This is a genomic window from Pseudomonas guineae, from assembly GCF_900113745.1.
GTDB classification, from domain to species: Bacteria; Pseudomonadota; Gammaproteobacteria; order Pseudomonadales; family Pseudomonadaceae; genus Aquipseudomonas; species Aquipseudomonas guineae.
Genome location: NZ_FOQL01000001.1, coordinates 1,057,661 through 1,075,695, shown reverse-complemented (window position 1 = coordinate 1,075,695; position 18,035 = coordinate 1,057,661). Strand labels below are relative to the sequence as shown.

The following is an 18,035-nucleotide window of genomic DNA, read 5'->3' as shown; positions in this document are numbered from 1 at the left end:
TTTTGACCTTAACTGGCTATAGTCTCGCGCAAATCTTCCGATAAATAGAAGGGTTGTTTTGCAAAGCCCCTTTCTACTCTCCGTGGCAAGTCTCTTTATATGGCAAAAATCATCGGCATCATTGTTGTATTCGCTAGCGTTTTAGGGGGGTTCATCCTCTCTGGCGGTAAGTTTATGGCGTTGGTTCATCCCTTCGAGGTGATGATCATTGGTGGGGCTGCCTTGGGGGCATTTCTGCAGGCCAATCCTGGCAGCATGTTCATGCAGGTGTTCAAGAAGTCGCTGAGCATGTTCAGTTCGCGCTTCACGCACACGTATTACCTTGAAGTGCTCAAGCTACTTTACGAGATTCTCAACAAGAGCCGTCGCGAAGGCATGATGGCCATTGAGGCTGATGTTGAAGACCCCGCTGCCAGCCCGATTTTTAGTAAATATCCCGGCATCCTCAAAGATCAGCGAATGATCGCTTTTATATGCGATTACCTGCGCATTATGTCGTCCGGCAACATGGCTCCGCATGAGCTTGAAGGGCTGTTCGACATGGAGATCACCAGCCTCAAGGAAGAGCTCGAACACCCCGCACATGCTGTGGCAAAGATTGCCGACGGCATGCCCGCCATGGGGATCGTGGCCGCGGTGCTGGGCATCGTGATCACCATGTCGATTCTCGCCGAGGCCGATAACGCAGAGATCGGTGAGAAGGTCGGCACCGCACTGGTGGGTACCTTCCTCGGGATTTTGGCATCTTATGGTTTCTTCGGGCCGCTGGCCGGCTCGCTCGAACACGATGCCAAGGAAGAACTGAACGTTTACGAGGCGATCAAGGCGGGTCTGGTGGCGTCAGCGTCGGGCATGCCGCCATCGCTGGCCGTAGAGTTCTCGCGTAAAGTGCTTTTCCCTGCACACCGCCCGAGCTTTGCTGAGCTTGAACAAGCCATGCGTGGGAGCTAACACGCAGCATGGAGAATAATCAGCCGATTATCGTCAAGCGCGTCAAGAAAGTTGCTGGCGGCCATCATGGTGGCGCCTGGAAAATCGCCTTTGCTGACTTCGCCACGGCGATGATGGCGTTCTTTATGGTGATGTGGCTGATGTCATCGGCCACGCCAGAGCAGAAAAAACTCATATCCGGCTACTTCCAAGACCCCGTCGGCTTTTCCGAAAGTGCCAGTCCTTATGTGATCGACCTCGGCGGTACGCCTACGCCAGCCCCCGATAAAACGCTGAACCCCGAGGCAAAAGATGACGACGCGCCGGCCGGTGATGCGCAAGGTGAAATCGATCAGCAGAAAGCCGAGTCGATAGCCGAAGAAGTCGAGCGCGAGCGTTTGGAGTTGCTGCTGCAGGAGTTGCAGAACAAGGTTGAGGAAAACCCTCAGCTGCAAAATTTCAAGGATCAAATTCTCTTCGAAATCACCCAGGACGGCCTGCGCATCCAGATTATGGACGCCGAGAATCGGCCGATGTTTGCCTCCGGGAGTGCTCGCTTACAGCCCTATTTCGAAGATATTTTGCTAGCGTTGACCGACACCATTGCGGCAGTGCCGAACAAAATTAGCGTCAGCGGCCATACCGATGCTCAGCCCTTTGTTGGGCGTGGCGGTTACGGTAACTGGGAGCTGTCCGCTGATCGTGCCAATGCGGCGCGACGCGTGCTGACCGCGGGTGGTTATGAAGACGATCAGGTCGCGCGGGTAGTGGGTTACTCGTCCTCGGCGTTGTTTGATCGAGAGAGCCCGCTCAACCCAGTTAATCGTCGTATCGATATTGTGGTGTTGACGAAAAAAGCCCAGCGCGCCATCGAGGGTGATGCAAGCGGTGATGCGCCTAAAGAGCCGGATGCTGCGGGTTTAGTGCCGGATGTGAGCGCGCCGGGTGCTCCGTTGCCGGATGGGCAGCTACGTGAGCGGCTCAATATTTTCGAAGAGGGTTTGCTGCAGTTCGATCAGCCTACCGAGTAGGCCTCGGCTGTAAGTAAAAGGCCGCGACTTATCGCGGCCTTTGTATTTCAGTAATCGGTTCCTGGCAGGCTGGCCAGTATTTGCCGGTAGCTGGCCATGCGCTGTGGGTGCAGGCGACCGTCTTCCAACGCCTTGAGTAGGGCGCAGCCTGGCTCGCGGTCATGTTTGCAGTCGCGGAAACGGCATTGCCCGATCAGCTCACCGAATTCGATAAAGCCGGCCTCGACGTCATCGCGGCTAACGTGTACCAGACCAAATTCACGAATTCCGGGGGAGTCGATTAACTCGCCGCCGCCGGGGAAGTGAAACAGCCGTGCCGTAGTGGTGGTGTGAGTGCCCAGGCCGGATAGCTCCGAAAGTGGGCCGACGCGGGTGTCTACATCCGGTAGCAGGGTATTAACCAGCGATGACTTACCGACACCCGACTGGCCTACAAAGACGCTGACGTTGCCATCGAGCTGTTGCTTGAGCTGCTCCATACCATCGCCGTGGTGCGCCGATACTTCCAGCAGTGGGTAGCCCAGCTGGCGGTATACGTCGAGCATGGCGTTTAGCGCGATACCGTTTTGCTCGTCGATCAAGTCGGCCTTGTTCAGCAGCAGCAACGGGCGGATGCCGGCGTGCTCAGCGGCGACCAGATAGCGGTCAATCAGGTTGGCGTGCGGCTCGGGTAAGGGCGCAAAGACGATTACGATCAGGCCGACGTTGGCCGCTACCGGCTTGAGTTGGCCACGCGTATCCGGGCGACACAGTTCAGTGCTGCGCGGCAGCTGCGCAACGATTACGCCAATGCCCTGGTTGCCCGCGCGCCACACCACCTGGTCACCGGTGACCATGGTTGGCAGGTTGGCGCGCAGGTGGCAGCGAAATACCTGGCCGGCGAGTTCGCCGTCCAATGCTTCAACCTCGATTTGCACGCCGAAGTGGGCAATCACCAGGCCGGTTTGTTCCGGGCCGAGATCGCCGCCTTCAAGAATTTGTACCGCTTGCGACTCGCGCTTGGCAGCGCGGGCGGCGCGTTCGCCCTGAATTTTTTCGATACGCCAGTTTTGCCGGCGGTTGAGTTGGCGTTTGGCCATGGGTCTTCCGAGAGTTGAGTTGCGCAATATACGGTCGCGAGTTTAGCACGGGCTGCCTATTGAACTGCTGGCGCGGCTAAACTGCGGCGCATCATCTATTGGGGCGGGAGTCTGCATGTTGCGCGTTGCTCGGCAATACCCTGCGCTGCGGGCCTTATGTGCGCAATTGGGCGCGACACTGCTGGTTGGCTTGGCGCTGTATCTAGCGGCGCAGGCAGCGCCCTGGCGGCCAACCTGGCTAGCGGCTGGCTTGGCGCAAGGCTTGCTGGCTGGCGGGTTGGCTCGTTACCTAGGCCTGTCGCGCTGGTGGTGCTGGCTGAATCTGCTATTTGTCCCCGCGTTGCTATTGGCCAGTGGCGCGCCGCTCCCGTCCTGGGTGTTTCTTTGCGGCTTTGTGCTGGTGTTGTTGCTCAACTGGAACAGTTTTGGCGAGCAGGTGCCGCTGTATCTGACCGGCGGGGGCGCGCGTAAACAGCTGGTGATCTTGCTGGAGCAGCAGCCGAACAGTTTCCGCTTTATCGACCTGGGTTGTGGTCCGGGGGGAACCCTGTTGAGCCTGGCGCGACAGTTCCCGCGCTCACAGTTTGTCGGGGTGGAAACCGCGCCGCTGTCTTTTCTCATCGCTTGGTTGCGGGCGCTGAATCGGCCTAACTGCGAGATCCGCTATGAAAGCCTCTGGCGCACCGACCTGGGCGCGTTTGATGTGGTTTATTGCTTTCTATCCCCCGCACCTATGCTTGAATTGTGGGCCAAGACCTGTGCGCAGATGCCGATTGGTAGTCTGCTCATCAGCAATACCTTTGAGATACCCGGCCAGCAAGCCGATCAGCAAGTCGAGTTGCATGATTGGCGCCAGTCACGCTTGCTGCTGTGGCGCATGCGCGGCTGATTTATTCGTTAAACTGCTGGCCTTAGCCTAGGAGCCCCGCATGCAGAACGCACAGAACTTGATCTGGATCGACCTGGAAATGACCGGTCTGGAGCCCGAAACAGACGTCATCATTGAAATGGCCACCGTCGTCACCGACAGCAACCTGAATATCCTCGCCGAGGGACCGGTGATCGCGGTGCACCAGAGTGACGAACTGCTTGCTGGTATGGATGAGTGGAACACCCGCACCCACGGCGGCAGCGGCCTTACCCAGCGGGTGCGCGAGAGCAAAATTAGCCCAGCCGAGGCGGAAGCCATGACCCTTGCCTTTCTCGAGCAGTGGGTACCCAAAGGTAAGTCGCCGATTTGCGGCAACAGCGTTGGTCAGGACCGGCGCTTCCTGTGCAAATACATGCAGAACCTCGATGCCTACTTCCATTACCGCGCTCTGGACGTGTCGACCGTGAAAATCCTCGCCGGCTTGTGGGCGCCGCAGGTCAAAGAGTCGTTCCACAAGCAGGGCACGCATCAGGCACTGGACGATATTCGCGAGTCCATCGCTGAGCTGCAACATTACCGCCAGCATTTCATCAAGATTTAGGGCGTCGACTGCGCATTTAGCAACGCCTGTACGCGCCTAGCGGTCTGCCCATAGCGTGCGTCGTGGTTTTTAGGCGCCCGCATGCTTTGGGTGCGCACCGGGGGCATGTAGACTGCGCGCCTTTTGGCAGGGGCTGACCGATGTTGCTGACTGTGTTGTACCTCATAGCGATCACCGCCGAAGCGATGACCGGTGCGCTATCGGCCGGGCGGCGCGGCATGGACTGGTTCGGCGTAGCATTGATCGCCTGCATTACCGCCCTGGGGGGCGGCTCGGTGCGTGACATGCTGCTGGGACACTACCCGCTGACTTGGGTCAAACATCCCGAATACTTAGTGCTGACCACCTTCGCCGCGCTGGTCACAGTGTTTGTCGCGCCCCTGATGCGTCATCTGCGCTCGCTGTTTCTGGTGCTGGACGCCATGGGGCTGGTGGCCTTCACCCTGATTGGCTGTCAGATCGCCCTGGACATGGGGCACGGCCCACTGATCGCAGCGGTCAGTGGGGTTATTACCGGCGTATTCGGCGGCATTTTGCGGGATATCTTCTGCAATGACGTGCCCCTGATCTTTCGCCGCGAACTGTATGCCAGTGTATCGTTCGCCTGTGCTTGGTGCTTTCTCGGCTGCGTCTACCTGGGTCTGGCCAACGAGCAGTCGCTGTTGATCAGCCTTTTCGGTGGCTTGCTGTTTAGGTTGCTGTCGATCCGCTTGCACTGGGAGATGCCTAAATTCGTCTATCGGGACGATCCTCAGGGTTGAGGCGTTAGGTCGCGCTGTGCATGTTGGTCGAGTGCCCACTCGACATGCTCGCGCACCAGCGCTGACGGGTATTCACGGCGCGCTATGAGTGCTTCCAGCACCGGGATGCTCGAGGGTGCATTGCCCAGGCCAACGGCCAGGTTGCGTAACCAGCGCTCGTAGCCAGCGCGGCGCAGCGGTGAGCCTTCGGTGCGGCTGAGAAACTCCTCTTCGCTCCAGCAGAACAGCTCGGCCAGCTCGGCATTGTCCAGGTTATGGCGCGGCTGGAAGTCGCTCTGCTCGCTGGGTTTGGCAAAGCGATTCCACGGGCAGACTATTTGGCAGTCATCACAGCCGAACACCCGGTTGCCGATGGGCGCGCGCAGGTCGATAGGGATGGGGCCTTTGAGTTCGATGGTCAGGTAGGAAATGCAGCGCCGCGCATCCAGCACATAGGGGCCGACAAAAGCAGCCGTCGGGCAGATATCCATGCAGGCTGTGCAGCGTCCACAGTGTTCACTGCTGTGTGGCTCGTCCACCGGTAATGGCAGGTCGACAAATAGCTCGCCTAGAAAGAAATAACTGCCTGCCTTGCGATTGAGTACCAGGGTGTTCTTACCGATCCAGCCGAGTCCGGCCTGTTCGGCGATGGCTTTTTCCAGCACGGGTGCGCTGTCAACGAAGGCGCGAAACCCAAAGGGGCCGATTTGCTGCTGAATACGCTCGGCCAGTTGCTGCAGGCGTTTGCGGATCAGCTTGTGGTAGTCGCGGCCTAAGGCGTAGCGCGATACGTAGGCTTTTTCCGGCTGCCCTAGGCGCTTGGCCATCTGTGTGTCGCCGGGCAGGTAGTCCATGCGTAACGAGACCACGCGCAAGGTGCCGGGCACCAATTGTTCTGGATGCGAGCGTTTGCTGCCGTGGGCGGCCATGTAGTCCATCTCGCCCTGATAGCCGGCGTCCAGCCATCGTTGTAGGTGCGCTTCGTGCTCGCCCAGCTGCACATCGGCAATGCCAATCTGCTGAAAGCCCAGCTCGCGGCCCCAGTCTTTGATCGATTGGGCGAGGGCGACAAGGTCGAGGGCATCACTGTTCATATGAAAACGGGTAACCGGGGCGGAGGTGCGTATAATTCTGCCAGACATCGGAGCCCACGCATGCCGCAATCTCCTGACAATCTTCCCCTGGCCCTTTACAGCGCTGCGCAAGTGCGAGAGCTGGATGCGCGGCTGATCGCTGCCGGCACGTCGGGTTTCGAGCTGATGAGCCGCGCTGCGAATACCATCTGGCGCGCGCTGCGCCGGCGTTGGCCGGCCGCGGGCGTGCTGACGGTGCTGGCCGGGCGCGGCAACAATGCGGGTGACGGTTACCTGGTCGCTGCTTTGGCGTTGCGTGCGGGCTGGCAGGTGCAACTGCTGGCGGTCGGTGATGCTATGCAGTTGCAGGGCGACGCTGCTTTGGCCCGTGACCAGGCGTTAACCGCGGGCGTGCTGATTCAGCCCTGGAGTGAGTGCGCTGAGTTGCGCGGTGTGGTCGTTGATGCCTTGCTGGGTACAGGCTTGCAGGGCGCGGTGCGTGAGCCCTATGCCCAGGCCATTCGCATGCTTAATAGCCTTGGTTTGCCCGTACTCGCGGTGGATATCCCGTCTGGGCTCTGTGCCGATACTGGGCAGGCGCTGGGCGTCGCGGTGAGGGCCGAGCTGACGGTTACCTTGATCGGCCTGAAAATGGGCCTGCTTACCGGGCAATCGGCTGATTACTGTGGCGAGTTGCAGTTCGATGATTTGCAGGCCGACTACCACATTGTCGGCGCGCAGGCCTACACCGCACAGCGGCTGGCGCAGGCTAATTTACCCCAGTTGCCGGCGCGCTCGCGCAACGTGCACAAAGGCCAGCTGGGGCATGTGTTGGTGGTCGGGGGGGAGCATGGCTTTGCCGGAGCCGGTCTATTGGCGGCGCAAAGTGCGTTGCGTGCGGGTGCCGGATTGGTCAGCCTGGCTACGCGCAGCGCGCACTTGTCAGCGGCGCAGGCGCGCTTGCCCGAAGTAATGGCGGTCGGCGTGGCTTCAGCTAATCAGCTGATGGCGCTGGGAGATGCTGCCAGCGTCTGGGTGGTGGGGCCGGGCCTCGGCCAGGGGGCATGGGCGCGCAGCCTGCTGTCAGCGGCGGCGGTCAGTGGCGCAGCGCAGATTTGGGATGCGGATGCGCTGAACCTGCTGGCACAGGCTGTGGTCCAGTTACCCGCTACTGTGGTGCTCACGCCGCACCCTGGCGAAGCCGCGCGGTTGTTGGGTATTAGCAGCGCCGCGGTGCAAGCGGACCGTCCGGCTGCTGCACGTGCTTTGGCGCAACGTTTTCAGGCAGTTTGTGTATTGAAAGGTGCCGGTAGCTTAATCGCCGCGCCAGGGGGTGAGCTGTGGCTGTGTGATCGTGGTCATCCGGTCATGGCTGGCGCGGGGCTGGGTGATGTACTGGCAGGCGTTATTGGTGCGCTGCTGGCCCAAGGGTTAGCAGCGCTGGACGCGGCAAAGCTGGCGGTCTATCTGCACGCCTGTGCCGGCGAGCAGCTGGCGCTGCAGGGCCGTGGCTTGGCCGCGAGCGATCTGTGTGCGGTTATTCGTGAATTATTGCAGGAGCAGTCTGCGTGTCTGAATTAGAACTGTTTGCCGCCGACGAAGAGGCGATGCTGGTGTTTGGGGCGCGCATCGCCGAGGTGAGTGGTGGTAATGGCTTGATCTATCTGCATGGTGATCTCGGGGCCGGTAAAACCACGTTGTCGCGTGGGATCATTCGTGGTCTTGGCCATGTTGGCGCGGTGAAAAGCCCGACCTTCACTCTAGTGGAACCCTACGAAATAGGTGCGTTGCGTGCCTTTCACTTCGACCTGTACCGTCTGGTGGATGCCGAGGAACTGGAATATCTGGGGATTCGGGATTATTTCGACGGCGATGCTTTATGCCTGGTCGAGTGGCCGCAGCGAGGTGCAGGCGTTTTGCCAAAGGCGGATATGGACATTACCATTACCCCACGCGGCGCAGGTCGGGCGCTGCGGTTGCAGGCGCAAGGTGAGCGCGGCAACGCCTGGTGCGCCGCTTTGGCCACCGGGACATGAATCAATTATGGGGTTGGCTATGCGCATAGGTGCGCGTTTCATCGCAGTTGGAGTGGTATTGGTCGGCTTGGCCGCCAATGTAATGGCCGCTTCGGATGTGCGCAGCGTGCGGCTTTGGCGTGCGCCGGATAACACCCGCCTGGTGTTTGACTTGTCTGGGCCGGTGCAGCACAGCGTTTTCCAGCTGACTGCGCCGAACCGCATCGTGATTGATGTTAATGGCGCAAAGTTGGCGACCAGTCTTGAGCAGTTGGCCCTGAGTAATACCCCGATTACCGGGGTGCGCTCGGCGCAGCGCACCCCGGAAGACCTGCGCGTGGTGATTGACCTGTCTTCAGCGGTCACGCCGAAAAGTTTTACCCTGGCGCCCAACCAGCAATATGGCCACCGTTTGGTAGTTGACCTGTTTGACCAAGAGTCGGGTGCTGCGCCGACTCTGCCGTCGACGAGTATTGCTAGCGCGCCTCAGGTTCCGCTAACGCCTACGCAGGCGCCACCCAAGCTAACTCCCGTGCCCAATGGCAAGCGCGATATTGTGATTGCCATCGACGCCGGCCATGGCGGCGAAGACCCGGGCGCTTTGTCGCCGGTTAAAGGCCAGTATGAGAAGCACGTGACCCTGGCAATTGCCAAGGAGCTGCAGCGTCAGATCAATGCCGAGAAGGGTTTTCGCGCCGAGTTAGTGCGCACCGGTGACTATTTTATCCCGCTGCGTAAACGCACTGAAATTGCCCGCAAGAAGGGTGCAGACCTATTCGTGTCTATTCATGCCGATGCCGCACCGCGTGCAGCGGCCTTTGGTGCGTCGGTGTATGCCCTGTCGGATCGTGGCGCCACCTCGGAAACTGCGCGCTGGCTGGCCGATTCGGAGAACCAGTCAGACTTGATCGGCGGTGCGGGTAACGTCAGCCTGGACGATAAGGATCGGATGCTCGCCGGTGTCTTACTTGACTTGTCGATGACCGCTTCGCTGTCATCCAGCCTCAACGTTGGTAACAAGGTGCTGGGCAATATGGGGCGGATCACCCCGCTGCATAAGCGCCGGGTGGAGCAGGCTGGCTTTATGGTGCTGAAATCGCCTGATATTCCGTCGATTCTGGTGGAGACCGGGTTTATCTCTAACCCCAATGAAGCCCGCAAATTGGCCAGTGCCGGTCATCAGCAGGCATTAGGGCGCTCGATCCTTAGCGGTGTGCGGCAATTCTTTCATGAAAATCCACCGCCTGGTACCTATGTAGCCTGGCTGCGCGACAGCGGCAAAATCACCTTGGGGCCGCGCGAGCATGTGGTCAGCTCGGGTGAGAGCCTGGCGCTGATTGCCCAGCGTTATCAGATCAACCTAGCGGCGCTGCGCAGTGCTAATTCGCTGAAAACAGACGTGATCAAAGTGGGGCAACGTATTCAAATTCCGGCTACTGCTCTGGCTGCACAGCCATGAGTGATGTTGTGCGTATCCAGCTGCTCAGTCCGCGGCTGGCGAACCAGATTGCTGCCGGTGAGGTGGTCGAGCGTCCAGCCTCGGTGATCAAGGAGCTGTTGGAGAACAGCCTGGACTCCGGCGCTAAACGCATCGAAGTCGATGTCGAGCAGGGCGGCGTCAAGCTGCTCAAGGTGCGTGACAACGGCAGCGGCATCTCTCCGGATGACCTTCCGCTGGCGCTGGCGCGACATGCCACCAGCAAAATCCGCGAATTAGAAGACCTTGAGCAGGTGATGAGCCTAGGTTTTCGTGGAGAGGCGTTGGCGTCGATCAGCTCGGTGGCGCGCCTGACCTTGACCTCGCGCACTGAGGGGGCCGAGCAGGCTTGGCAGGTAGAGACCGAAGGCCGCGATATGCAACCTCGCGTGCAGCCCGCGGCACATCCGGTCGGCACCTCGGTGGAGGTGCGTGATTTATTTTTCAACACCCCGGCGCGGCGCAAGTTTCTTAAAACTGAAAAGACCGAATTTGATCATCTGCAGGAAGTGATCAAACGCCTGGCATTGGCACGCTTCGATGTGGCTTTCCACCTGCGTCATAACGGCAAGACCGTGCTCGGTTTGCATGAGGCACCGGATGAAGTTACCCGTGCGCGGCGGGTGGCGTCGGTTTGTGGGGCGGCCTTCCTCGAACAGTCTCGGCCCATCGATATCGAGCGCAATGGCCTGCATCTGTGGGGCTGGGTCGGCTTGCCGACGTATTCGCGCAGCCAGGCCGACCTGCAGTATTTCTATGTGAATGGGCGCATGGTGCGCGATAAATTGGTCGCCCATGCGGTAAGGCAGGCTTATCGCGACGTGCTGTTCAATGGTCGTCATCCGACCTTTGTATTGTTTCTGGAAATCGATCCATCGGTGGTCGATGTCAACGTGCACCCGACCAAGCATGAAGTGCGTTTCCGCGACGGCCGTATGGTGCATGACTTCCTCTACGGCACGCTGCATCGCGCCCTGGGGGACGTGAGGCCGGAAGATCAGCTAGCCGCTCCGGCGGCGGTCGCCGAGATGGTACGACCTAGCGGTCAGGCTGCGGGCGAGTTTGGTCCGCAGGGTGAAATCGGTTTGGCCGCCAGCTTGCTGCAGTCTGCGCCGAACGCTTCGGTCTGGCGCTCGCCCGGTGCTGGCTATCAGGGCGCGCGTCCCGAGGCGGCTTTGCCGGCGGCGGAAGCCCAGGGGGCGTATCGCGAGTTTTTCTCGCCAATGGCTGCTGCGCCGTCCTCAGTCGGTCTGCCAGAGGCGCAGGGTGACATTCCGCCGTTGGGTTATGCCATCGCGCAACTCAAAGGCGTGTATATCCTCGCCGAGAATGTGCAGGGTTTGGTGGTGGTGGACATGCATGCGGCTCATGAGCGCATTACTTATGAACGCCTGAAAGTGGCCATGGCCAGTGAAGGTCTTCGCGGCCAGCCATTGCTGGTTCCTGAATCGATTGCTGTGAGTCAGCGTGAGGCCGATTGTGCTGAAGAGCATGCTGAGTGGTTTCAGCGGCTTGGCTTTGAGCTGCAGCGCTTGGGTCCGGAAACCCTGGCGATCCGGCAGATTCCCGCGTTGCTCAAGCAGGCTGAGGCCACTCGTCTGGTGCAGGATGTGCTCGGTGATTTGCTTGAGTACGGCACCACAGACCGTATTCAGGCGCACCTCAATGAGCTGCTCGGCACTATGGCCTGTCACGGCGCGGTGCGTGCTAATCGACGGTTGACCCTGCCGGAAATGAACGGCTTGCTGCGCGACATGGAAAGCACTGAGCGCAGTGGTCAATGTAACCATGGTCGTCCAACCTGGACGCAAATGGGCATGGATGACCTCGATAAGCTGTTCCTGCGTGGTCGTTAAGTCGTCGCGCCCTGCCATCTAGAGACCTTCGAGTATGTCTGAGCGCCTGCCTCCGGCGATTTTCCTGATGGGGCCGACTGCGGCCGGCAAGACTGATCTGGCTATTGAGCTGGCGCGAGTGCTGCCTTGCGAGTTGATCAGTGTCGACTCTGCGCTGATTTATCGCGGCATGGACATAGGTACGGCCAAGCCCGATAAAACCACCCTGGCCGAGTTCCCCCACCGTTTAATTGATATTCGAGACCCTGCGCAAAGTTATTCGGCGGCCGAATTTCGCAGCGACGCCTTGGCCGCGATGGCCGAGATCACTGCGCGCGGGCGCATTCCGCTGCTGGTGGGTGGCACCATGTTGTATTTCAAAGCGTTGCTCGAAGGCTTGGCGCAAATGCCCAGCGCCGATAAGGCGTTGCGCGCTGAGTTGGAAGCGCGCGCCCAGGTCGAAGGTTGGGATGTGCTGCACGCCGAGCTGCGTGCTGTCGACCCTGAGTCGGCGGCGCGTATCCATCCCAATGACCCACAACGGTTGATTCGCGCCCTTGAGGTCTATCGCGTGAGCGGTGAAAGCATGACCGCCCATCGTCTGCGCCAAGCTGCAGAAAATACTGCCGGCGGCGCGTCGATGGGCCAGCAATTCCCCTATACTGTTGCGCAAATGGCCATCGCCCCGGCGCAAAGGCAGCTGTTGCATGAGCGAATTGCCCTGCGATTTCGCTTGATGTTGGAACAGGGGTTGGTTGCCGAGGTCGAACACCTGCGACAGAGAAGTGACTTGCACGTTGGCTTGCCGTCCATACGGGCGGTGGGCTATCGACAGGTCTGGGATTATCTTGACGGTAACCTTGACGCTGAGCAGATGCAGGAGCGCGGTATTGTCGCCACGCGCCAGCTGGCCAAGCGACAGTTCACCTGGTTACGTGGTTGGCAGCAGGATGTGCATTGGCTCGATAGCGCTGATTGCGACAATCTGCCGCGCGCCTTGAAATACTTGGCAGCGGTCTCCATATTGACCTGAGATCTTGCCGCTGGCCGTCTATCCTTGGGGTATGACGGCCATAAGCCGTTAGTTTGTTTACTTAAATTATTGAAATTTGATCCTTAAAGGAGTGCGGCACATGTCAAAAGGGCATTCGCTACAAGACCCTTACCTGAACACCTTGCGCAAAGAGCGCGTCCCGGTGTCTATCTATTTGGTTAACGGCATCAAGCTGCAAGGCCAGATCGAATCCTTCGACCAGTTCGTGATTCTGCTGAAAAACACTGTCAGTCAAATGGTTTATAAGCACGCCATTTCCACTGTGGTGCCTAGCCGCCCGGTACGTCTGCCGAGCGCCAGTGAAACCGAGCAAGCTGAAGCTGAAGCTGAACTTGGTAACGCCTGATTTAGGAGGCTGTATTGTTCTTCGAGCGCCATGAAGGTGGTAATCGGGCCATTCTGGTTCATCTAGACGGCCAAAATCCCGAGGCGCGCGAGGACCCGCAGGAGTTCCAGGAGCTGGCCCTGTCGGCCGGTGCTGAAACTGCTGCGTTCCTCAGTGTTCCGAGTGGCCGGCTGACCGCTAAGTACCTGATCGGCAGTGGCAAGGTTGCCGAGTTGCGTGATCAGGTCAAAGCTACTGAGGCCGATCTGGTTATCTTCAATCATGTGCTCACGCCGAGTCAGGAACGCAACCTTGAACGCGTTTTTGAATGCCGAGTGCTGGATCGTACCGGTCTGATTCTCGACATTTTTGCTCAGCGTGCGCGTACCCATGAAGGCAAGCTGCAGGTCGAGCTGGCACAGCTTGACCACATGAGTACGCGGCTGGTACGGGGCTGGACCCACCTTGAGCGACAAAAAGGTGGTATCGGTCTGCGCGGCCCAGGTGAAACTCAGCTAGAAACCGACCGCCGTCTGCTGCGGGTGCGGATTCGTCAGATCAAGCAGAAACTTGAAAAAGTGCGCAGTCAGCGTGAGCAGGCCCGTCGTGGGCGTCAGCGTGCCGATATCCCTTCTGTGTCGTTGGTGGGTTATACCAACGCGGGTAAATCCACGCTGTTCAATGCGTTGACGTCCTCGGATGTCTACGCGGCCGATCAGTTATTCGCCACCCTTGATCCCACCTTACGTCGCCTGGATCTGGATGACCTGGGCCCGATTGTGCTCGCCGATACGGTGGGCTTTATCCGTCATTTGCCGCACAAGCTTGTCGAGGCGTTTCGTGCGACGCTTGAAGAATCGAGTAACTCTGATCTGTTGTTGCATGTTATCGACTCCCACGAGCCAGAGCGTGATCAGCAGATTGAGCAGGTGCTTGCGGTGCTGGGTGAGATTGGTGCACAGGACCTCCCGATGCTTGAGGTCTACAACAAACTCGACTTGCTTGAGGGTGTAGAGCCGCAGATTCAGCGCGATGGGGATGGTAAGCCACAGCGAGTCTGGTTGTCGGCGCGAGATGGTCGTGGGCTGCCGTTATTGCGTCAGGCCATCGCTGAGCTGTTGGGTGATGACCTGTTTATCGGTACATTGCAGTTGCCGCAACGACTTGCCCGCTTACGGGCGCAGTTTTTTGACTTGGGCGTGGTGCAGAGCGAATCTTACAATGAGGATGGCAGTAGCTTGCTGGCTGTGCGTTTGCCGCGCATTGAGTTAAACCGGCTTGTTAGTCGTGCGGGGCTTGAGCCGCAAGAATTTATCGAACAACACACTTTGCAATAAAGCCTGCGCCAGCGACTTTGCCGCTGGGTGCATGCATTCTGTAGCATTGGCTGACGCGCCGCGGGTGCGTCTTTGCTTTATCAGATGGAGAGCGCTATGGCTTGGAATGAGCCGGGTGGCAACTCGAATAATCAGGACCCATGGGGTGGCCGTAAGAACGGTGATCGCAAGGGACCACCGGATATCGATGAAGCCTTCCGTAAGCTGCAGGAGAGCCTGAATGGGCTGTTCGGTGGCGGCAAAAAACGAGGCAGCGAAGCTGGCTCAGGCGGTGGTGGCGGTTTCGGTCTGCTCTTTGTGGGCCTTGGCTTGCTGGCTGCGGTCTGGCTGTACAGCGCGATCTATGTCGTCGATGAGCAGGAGCAGGCAGTGGTGCTGCGCTTCGGTAAGTACTACGAAACAGTCGGCCCGGGCCTGAATATCTATTTCCCGCCGATTGATCGTAAGTTCCAGGAAAATGTCACCCGCGAGCGTGCTTACAGCAAGCAAGGGCAGATGTTGACCGAGGACGAGAACATTATCGAAGTGCCGTTGACCGTTCAGTACAAAATCAGCAACTTACAGGATTTCGTACTCAACGTTGATCAGCCGGAAATCAGCCTGCAGCATGCCACTGACAGTGCTGTACGCCACGTGGTGGGATCCACCGAGATGGATCAGGTGCTGACCGAAGGTCGTGAGTTGATGGCCAGCGAAGTTAAAGAGCGCTTGCAGCGGTTCCTCGACAACTACCGCACCGGTATTGCGGTCACTCAGGTCAACTTGCAGAGCGCGGCTGCGCCGCGTGAAGTACAAGAGGCCTTTGATGACGTGATCCGTGCCCGTGAAGACGAGCAGCGTGAGAAGAACCAGGCTGAAACCTATGCCAACGGTGTAGTGCCCGAAGCCCGTGGTCAGGCGCAGCGCCTGATTGAGGATGCCAGCGGCTACCGTGACGAAGTTGTCTCGCGCTCACAGGGTGAGGCGGATCGCTTCACTGCATTGGTGACCGAGTACCGCAAGGCGCCTGAGGTGACACGTGAGCGTCTCTACTTGGACACCATGCAAGAGCTAATGACCAACACCAGCAAGGTGCTGGTAACCGGTGATAAAGGGCAAAATAATCTGCTCTACCTGCCGCTGGACAAGATGATCGATGGTCGTAATTCGTCTGCGCCAAGCTCGATTTCCGGTTCCGCGAGTGCTGCGGATGTTGGATCGCGTGTGAATGTTGACCCGCGTCAGGTTGAGCTGCGTACAAGGGAGAGTCGCTGATGAGCAATAAATCACTGATTGCCCTGATTGTTGGCGTCGTTCTGGCGATCGTTGCCTGGAATAGCTTCTATATCGTGGCGCAGACTGAGCGGGCGGTGCTGTTGCAGTTCGGCCGTATCGTTCAGCCTGATGTGCAGCCGGGTCTGCATGTGAAGATTCCATACGTCAATCAGGTGCGTAAGTTTGACGCGCGCCTGCTGACGCTGGACTCCACCAGCTCTCGTTTTCTCACGCTGGAGAAGAAAGCATTGATGGTTGATGCTTTCGCCAAGTGGCGTGTGCTGGATGCTGAGCGTTACTACACCGCGACCTCGGGTATTAAGCAGATTGCTGACGAGCGCCTGGCGCGTCGTCTAGAGGCTTCGCTGCGTGACCAGTTCGGTAAGCGCACCCTGCATGAGTCCGTGTCGGGCGAGCGTGATGCCTTGATGGCTGACGTGACTGCATCACTGAATCGGGCTGCGCAGAAGGAACTGGGTATCGAGGTGGTGGACGTGCGCGTCAAGACCATCGACCTGCCGAAGGAGGTCAATCGCAGCGTATTCGACCGCATGGGCTCTGAGCGTGAGCGTGAAGCGCGTGAGCACCGTGCCAAGGGTCGTGAGCTTGCCGAAGGTATTAGAGCAGATGCTGATCGCCAGCGCCGTGTGTTGCTGGCAGACGCTTACCGTCAGGCTGAAGAGTTGCGCGGTGAGGGTGATGCCCAGGCTGCTGCAATCTATTCCAAAGCCTATGGTATGGATCAGGAGTTCTACTCGTTCTATCGCAGCTTGAGAGCCTATCGCGAGAGCTTCGCCGATAAGCGTGATGTGCTGGTGCTGGATCCGAGTAGCGACTTCTTCCGTTACCTCGAGAAGTCCAAGCCTTAAGTCGTCACCCCGGCGGGTAGCCGTCGGGGTGATCCTTTTGGAAAACGTGGTATGATGCGGCAGCCGGGGAAATCCCGGCTTTTTTGCGTCTGCGGGAAGCATGTGGCAGAAATAGGCCATCGCATCATGTCTTGTACTGGTGCTAGAGGGCTCCTGACCTTTCCGTGTTTGCGCCGTTGGCGTGACGCGCTTTTATTGTCTGAACGGCGGCTGCGTCTGATCGGGTTGGCCAGCATGCTGCTGGCAGCAACTGTTCTTTATTGGCGTTCACTGAGCGCTTGTGCTGCCCGATCCAAAAGGGGAATGGCGAAATGGCAACCGTAGACCGCTGGCTACTACCAGATGGCATCGAAGAAGTACTGCCGCCGTACGCGGGGTATATTGAAGTGGCACGCCGTCAGGTGCTGGACCTGTTCCAGCGCTGGGGCTATGAGTTCGTGGTGACGCCGCATATCGAATATCTGGAGTCGCTGCTCACGGGCGCAGGTCAGGATCTGGACCTGCGTACCTTTAAGGTGACCGATCCGTTGTCCGGGCGGCAGATGGGCTTTCGTGCTGATATCACGCCGCAAGTGGCGCGCATTGATGCGCATACCTTGCGTCGTGAGGGACCTAGTCGTCTGTGCTATGCCGGCAGTGTGGTCCATGCCCAGCCGCGTGCGCTGACAACGTCGCGCAGTCCAATTCAGTTGGGTGCGGAGTTGTATGGCGACGCCAGTCCGGCCAGTGATGTGGAAGTGATCAGCCTGTTGGTCAATACCCTTGAGCTGGCGGTGGTGCCGGATGTGCACATGGACCTTGGTCATGTCGGTATTTATCGCGGCTTGGCACGCGCCGCTGCGTTGTCGGGGGAGGTTGAGCAGCAGCTGTTCGATGCGCTGCAGCGTAAGGCTGTGGATGAGGTTGCCGAGCTGACCGATGCGTTGCCGGATGACCTGCGCAAAATGCTGCGCGCGCTCAGCGAGCTCTGTGGTGGGCGTGACGTGCTGGATCTGGCCCAGGCCTGCTTGGTTGATGCGCCGGATGATGTGCATGCGGCGCTGGATGACCTGATGGCGATAGCCGATGCATTGAGCCTGCGCTACCCAGAACTACCGCTGTACTTTGATCTGGGCGAGTTGCGCGGCTATCACTACCACACCGGTGTAGTGTTTGCCGCTTTTGTGCCGGGGGTTGGTTATGCGATCGCTCAAGGCGGTCGTTATGACGACATAGGTGCTGATTTTGGTCGCGCACGTCCGGCGACAGGCTTCTCTACCGACCTGAAAACCCTGGTCAGCCTGGGTCAAATGCAGTTAGGTGATGTGCCCGCGGGTATCTGGGCGCCAGATAGCCATGATGTATTTTTGTGGCAGGCGATTCAGCGTTTGCGTCTTGATGGGCTGCGGGTGGTTCAGGCTTTACCTGGGCAGGCCGCGGCTGATGCCGAGGTGGCAGGCTGCGATCGTCAGTTGTTGTTGCGTGATGGGCGTTGGCAGTTAGCTGCGCTGACAATCTGATTAGTCGTACGAAAAGATTCCGTCGGCTGTGGCCGGCATCCAGTT

General features: G+C 58.9%; 17 protein-coding genes. 15 read left to right on the top strand and 2 right to left on the bottom strand.

Features of this window, described 5'->3' with window-relative positions:
- Window positions 1-99 precede the first annotated feature (99 nt).
- Together motA and motB are read left to right on the top strand one after the other, a co-directional pair.
- Window positions 100-951 carry a flagellar motor stator protein MotA gene (gene motA / locus BMZ32_RS04995; protein WP_090240227.1) on the top strand — a complete coding sequence of 284 codons (852 nt, stop codon included), beginning with the start codon at window positions 100-102 and terminating at the stop codon, window positions 949-951.
- 8 nt (window positions 952-959) lie between these two features.
- Window positions 960-1,961 (top strand): flagellar motor protein MotB, encoded by a 1,002-nt coding sequence (gene motB / locus BMZ32_RS04990; protein WP_090240225.1) that lies wholly within the window; start codon window positions 960-962, stop codon window positions 1,959-1,961.
- A gap of 47 nt (window positions 1,962-2,008) precedes the next feature.
- Here the strand turns inward: motB and rsgA are convergent, their stop codons facing one another.
- Window positions 2,009-3,040, bottom strand: a complete 1,032-nt coding sequence (gene rsgA / locus BMZ32_RS04985; RefSeq protein WP_090240223.1) for a small ribosomal subunit biogenesis GTPase RsgA — start codon at window positions 3,038-3,040, stop codon at window positions 2,009-2,011.
- A 115-nt stretch (window positions 3,041-3,155) separates the two neighbouring features.
- Here rsgA and BMZ32_RS04980 point away from each other — a divergent pair, with 115 nt between their 5' ends.
- The 3 genes from BMZ32_RS04980 (at window position 3,156) to BMZ32_RS04970 (ending at window position 5,273) form a co-directional block, all read left to right on the top strand.
- Window positions 3,156-3,929, top strand: coding sequence for a class I SAM-dependent methyltransferase (locus BMZ32_RS04980; protein WP_090240222.1), 774 nt, complete (start codon window positions 3,156-3,158; stop codon window positions 3,927-3,929).
- A 40-nt stretch (window positions 3,930-3,969) separates the two neighbouring features.
- Complete coding sequence (gene orn, locus BMZ32_RS04975) at window positions 3,970-4,512, top strand: oligoribonuclease (RefSeq protein WP_090240221.1); 543 nt, start codon at window positions 3,970-3,972, stop codon at window positions 4,510-4,512.
- 140 nt (window positions 4,513-4,652) lie between these two features.
- On the top strand, window positions 4,653-5,273 hold the full coding sequence (locus BMZ32_RS04970) for a trimeric intracellular cation channel family protein (protein WP_167376715.1): 621 nt from the start codon (window positions 4,653-4,655) through the stop codon (window positions 5,271-5,273).
- Here BMZ32_RS04970 and queG read toward each other — a convergent pair.
- Window positions 5,264-6,346, bottom strand: a complete 1,083-nt coding sequence (gene queG, locus BMZ32_RS04965; protein ID WP_090241557.1) for a tRNA epoxyqueuosine(34) reductase QueG — start codon at window positions 6,344-6,346, stop codon at window positions 5,264-5,266. The two genes, BMZ32_RS04970 and queG, sit on opposite strands and share 10 nt — an antisense overlap.
- Window positions 6,347-6,406: 60 nt before the next feature.
- Between queG and BMZ32_RS04960 the strand changes: the two genes are divergently transcribed.
- The 10 genes from BMZ32_RS04960 to BMZ32_RS04910 all read left to right on the top strand — a co-directional run bounded on the left by BMZ32_RS04960 (window position 6,407) and on the right by BMZ32_RS04910 (window position 17,990).
- Window positions 6,407-7,906 (top strand): NAD(P)H-hydrate dehydratase, encoded by a 1,500-nt coding sequence (locus BMZ32_RS04960; protein ID WP_090240220.1) that lies wholly within the window; start codon window positions 6,407-6,409, stop codon window positions 7,904-7,906.
- Window positions 7,894-8,361 carry a tRNA (adenosine(37)-N6)-threonylcarbamoyltransferase complex ATPase subunit type 1 TsaE gene (gene tsaE / locus BMZ32_RS04955; protein WP_090240219.1) on the top strand — a complete coding sequence of 156 codons (468 nt, stop codon included), beginning with the start codon at window positions 7,894-7,896 and terminating at the stop codon, window positions 8,359-8,361. Before BMZ32_RS04960 ends, tsaE begins: the two co-directional genes overlap by 13 nt.
- Window positions 8,362-8,368: 7 nt before the next feature.
- Window positions 8,369-9,799 carry an N-acetylmuramoyl-L-alanine amidase gene (locus BMZ32_RS04950; RefSeq protein ID WP_425272852.1) on the top strand — a complete coding sequence of 477 codons (1,431 nt, stop codon included), beginning with the start codon at window positions 8,369-8,371 and terminating at the stop codon, window positions 9,797-9,799.
- On the top strand, window positions 9,796-11,673 hold the full coding sequence (mutL, locus tag BMZ32_RS04945) for a DNA mismatch repair endonuclease MutL (protein ID WP_090240217.1): 1,878 nt from the start codon (window positions 9,796-9,798) through the stop codon (window positions 11,671-11,673). Before BMZ32_RS04950 ends, mutL begins: the two co-directional genes overlap by 4 nt.
- 34 nt (window positions 11,674-11,707) lie before the next feature.
- On the top strand, window positions 11,708-12,685 hold the full coding sequence (gene miaA / locus BMZ32_RS04940) for a tRNA (adenosine(37)-N6)-dimethylallyltransferase MiaA (protein ID WP_090240216.1): 978 nt from the start codon (window positions 11,708-11,710) through the stop codon (window positions 12,683-12,685).
- 100 nt (window positions 12,686-12,785) lie between these two features.
- Entirely contained in the window at window positions 12,786-13,052 is a 267-nt protein-coding gene (hfq, locus tag BMZ32_RS04935; protein ID WP_090240214.1) for an RNA chaperone Hfq, read from the top strand.
- A gap of 14 nt (window positions 13,053-13,066) precedes the next feature.
- The gene (gene hflX / locus BMZ32_RS04930) at window positions 13,067-14,368 is read left to right on the top strand and encodes a ribosome rescue GTPase HflX (RefSeq protein WP_090240212.1); all 1,302 of its coding nucleotides are present in this window, start codon (window positions 13,067-13,069) and stop codon (window positions 14,366-14,368) included.
- Window positions 14,369-14,464: 96 nt separating this feature from the next.
- Window positions 14,465-15,622 (top strand): FtsH protease activity modulator HflK, encoded by a 1,158-nt coding sequence (hflK, locus tag BMZ32_RS04925; protein ID WP_090240211.1) that lies wholly within the window; start codon window positions 14,465-14,467, stop codon window positions 15,620-15,622.
- Window positions 15,622-16,491, top strand: coding sequence for a protease modulator HflC (gene hflC / locus BMZ32_RS04920; protein WP_090240209.1), 870 nt, complete (start codon window positions 15,622-15,624; stop codon window positions 16,489-16,491). Before hflK ends, hflC begins: the two co-directional genes overlap by 1 nt.
- Before the next feature lie 311 nt (window positions 16,492-16,802).
- Window positions 16,803-17,990 carry an ATP phosphoribosyltransferase regulatory subunit gene (locus BMZ32_RS04910; protein WP_090240208.1) on the top strand — a complete coding sequence of 396 codons (1,188 nt, stop codon included), beginning with the start codon at window positions 16,803-16,805 and terminating at the stop codon, window positions 17,988-17,990.
- Window positions 17,991-18,035 lie beyond the last annotated feature (45 nt).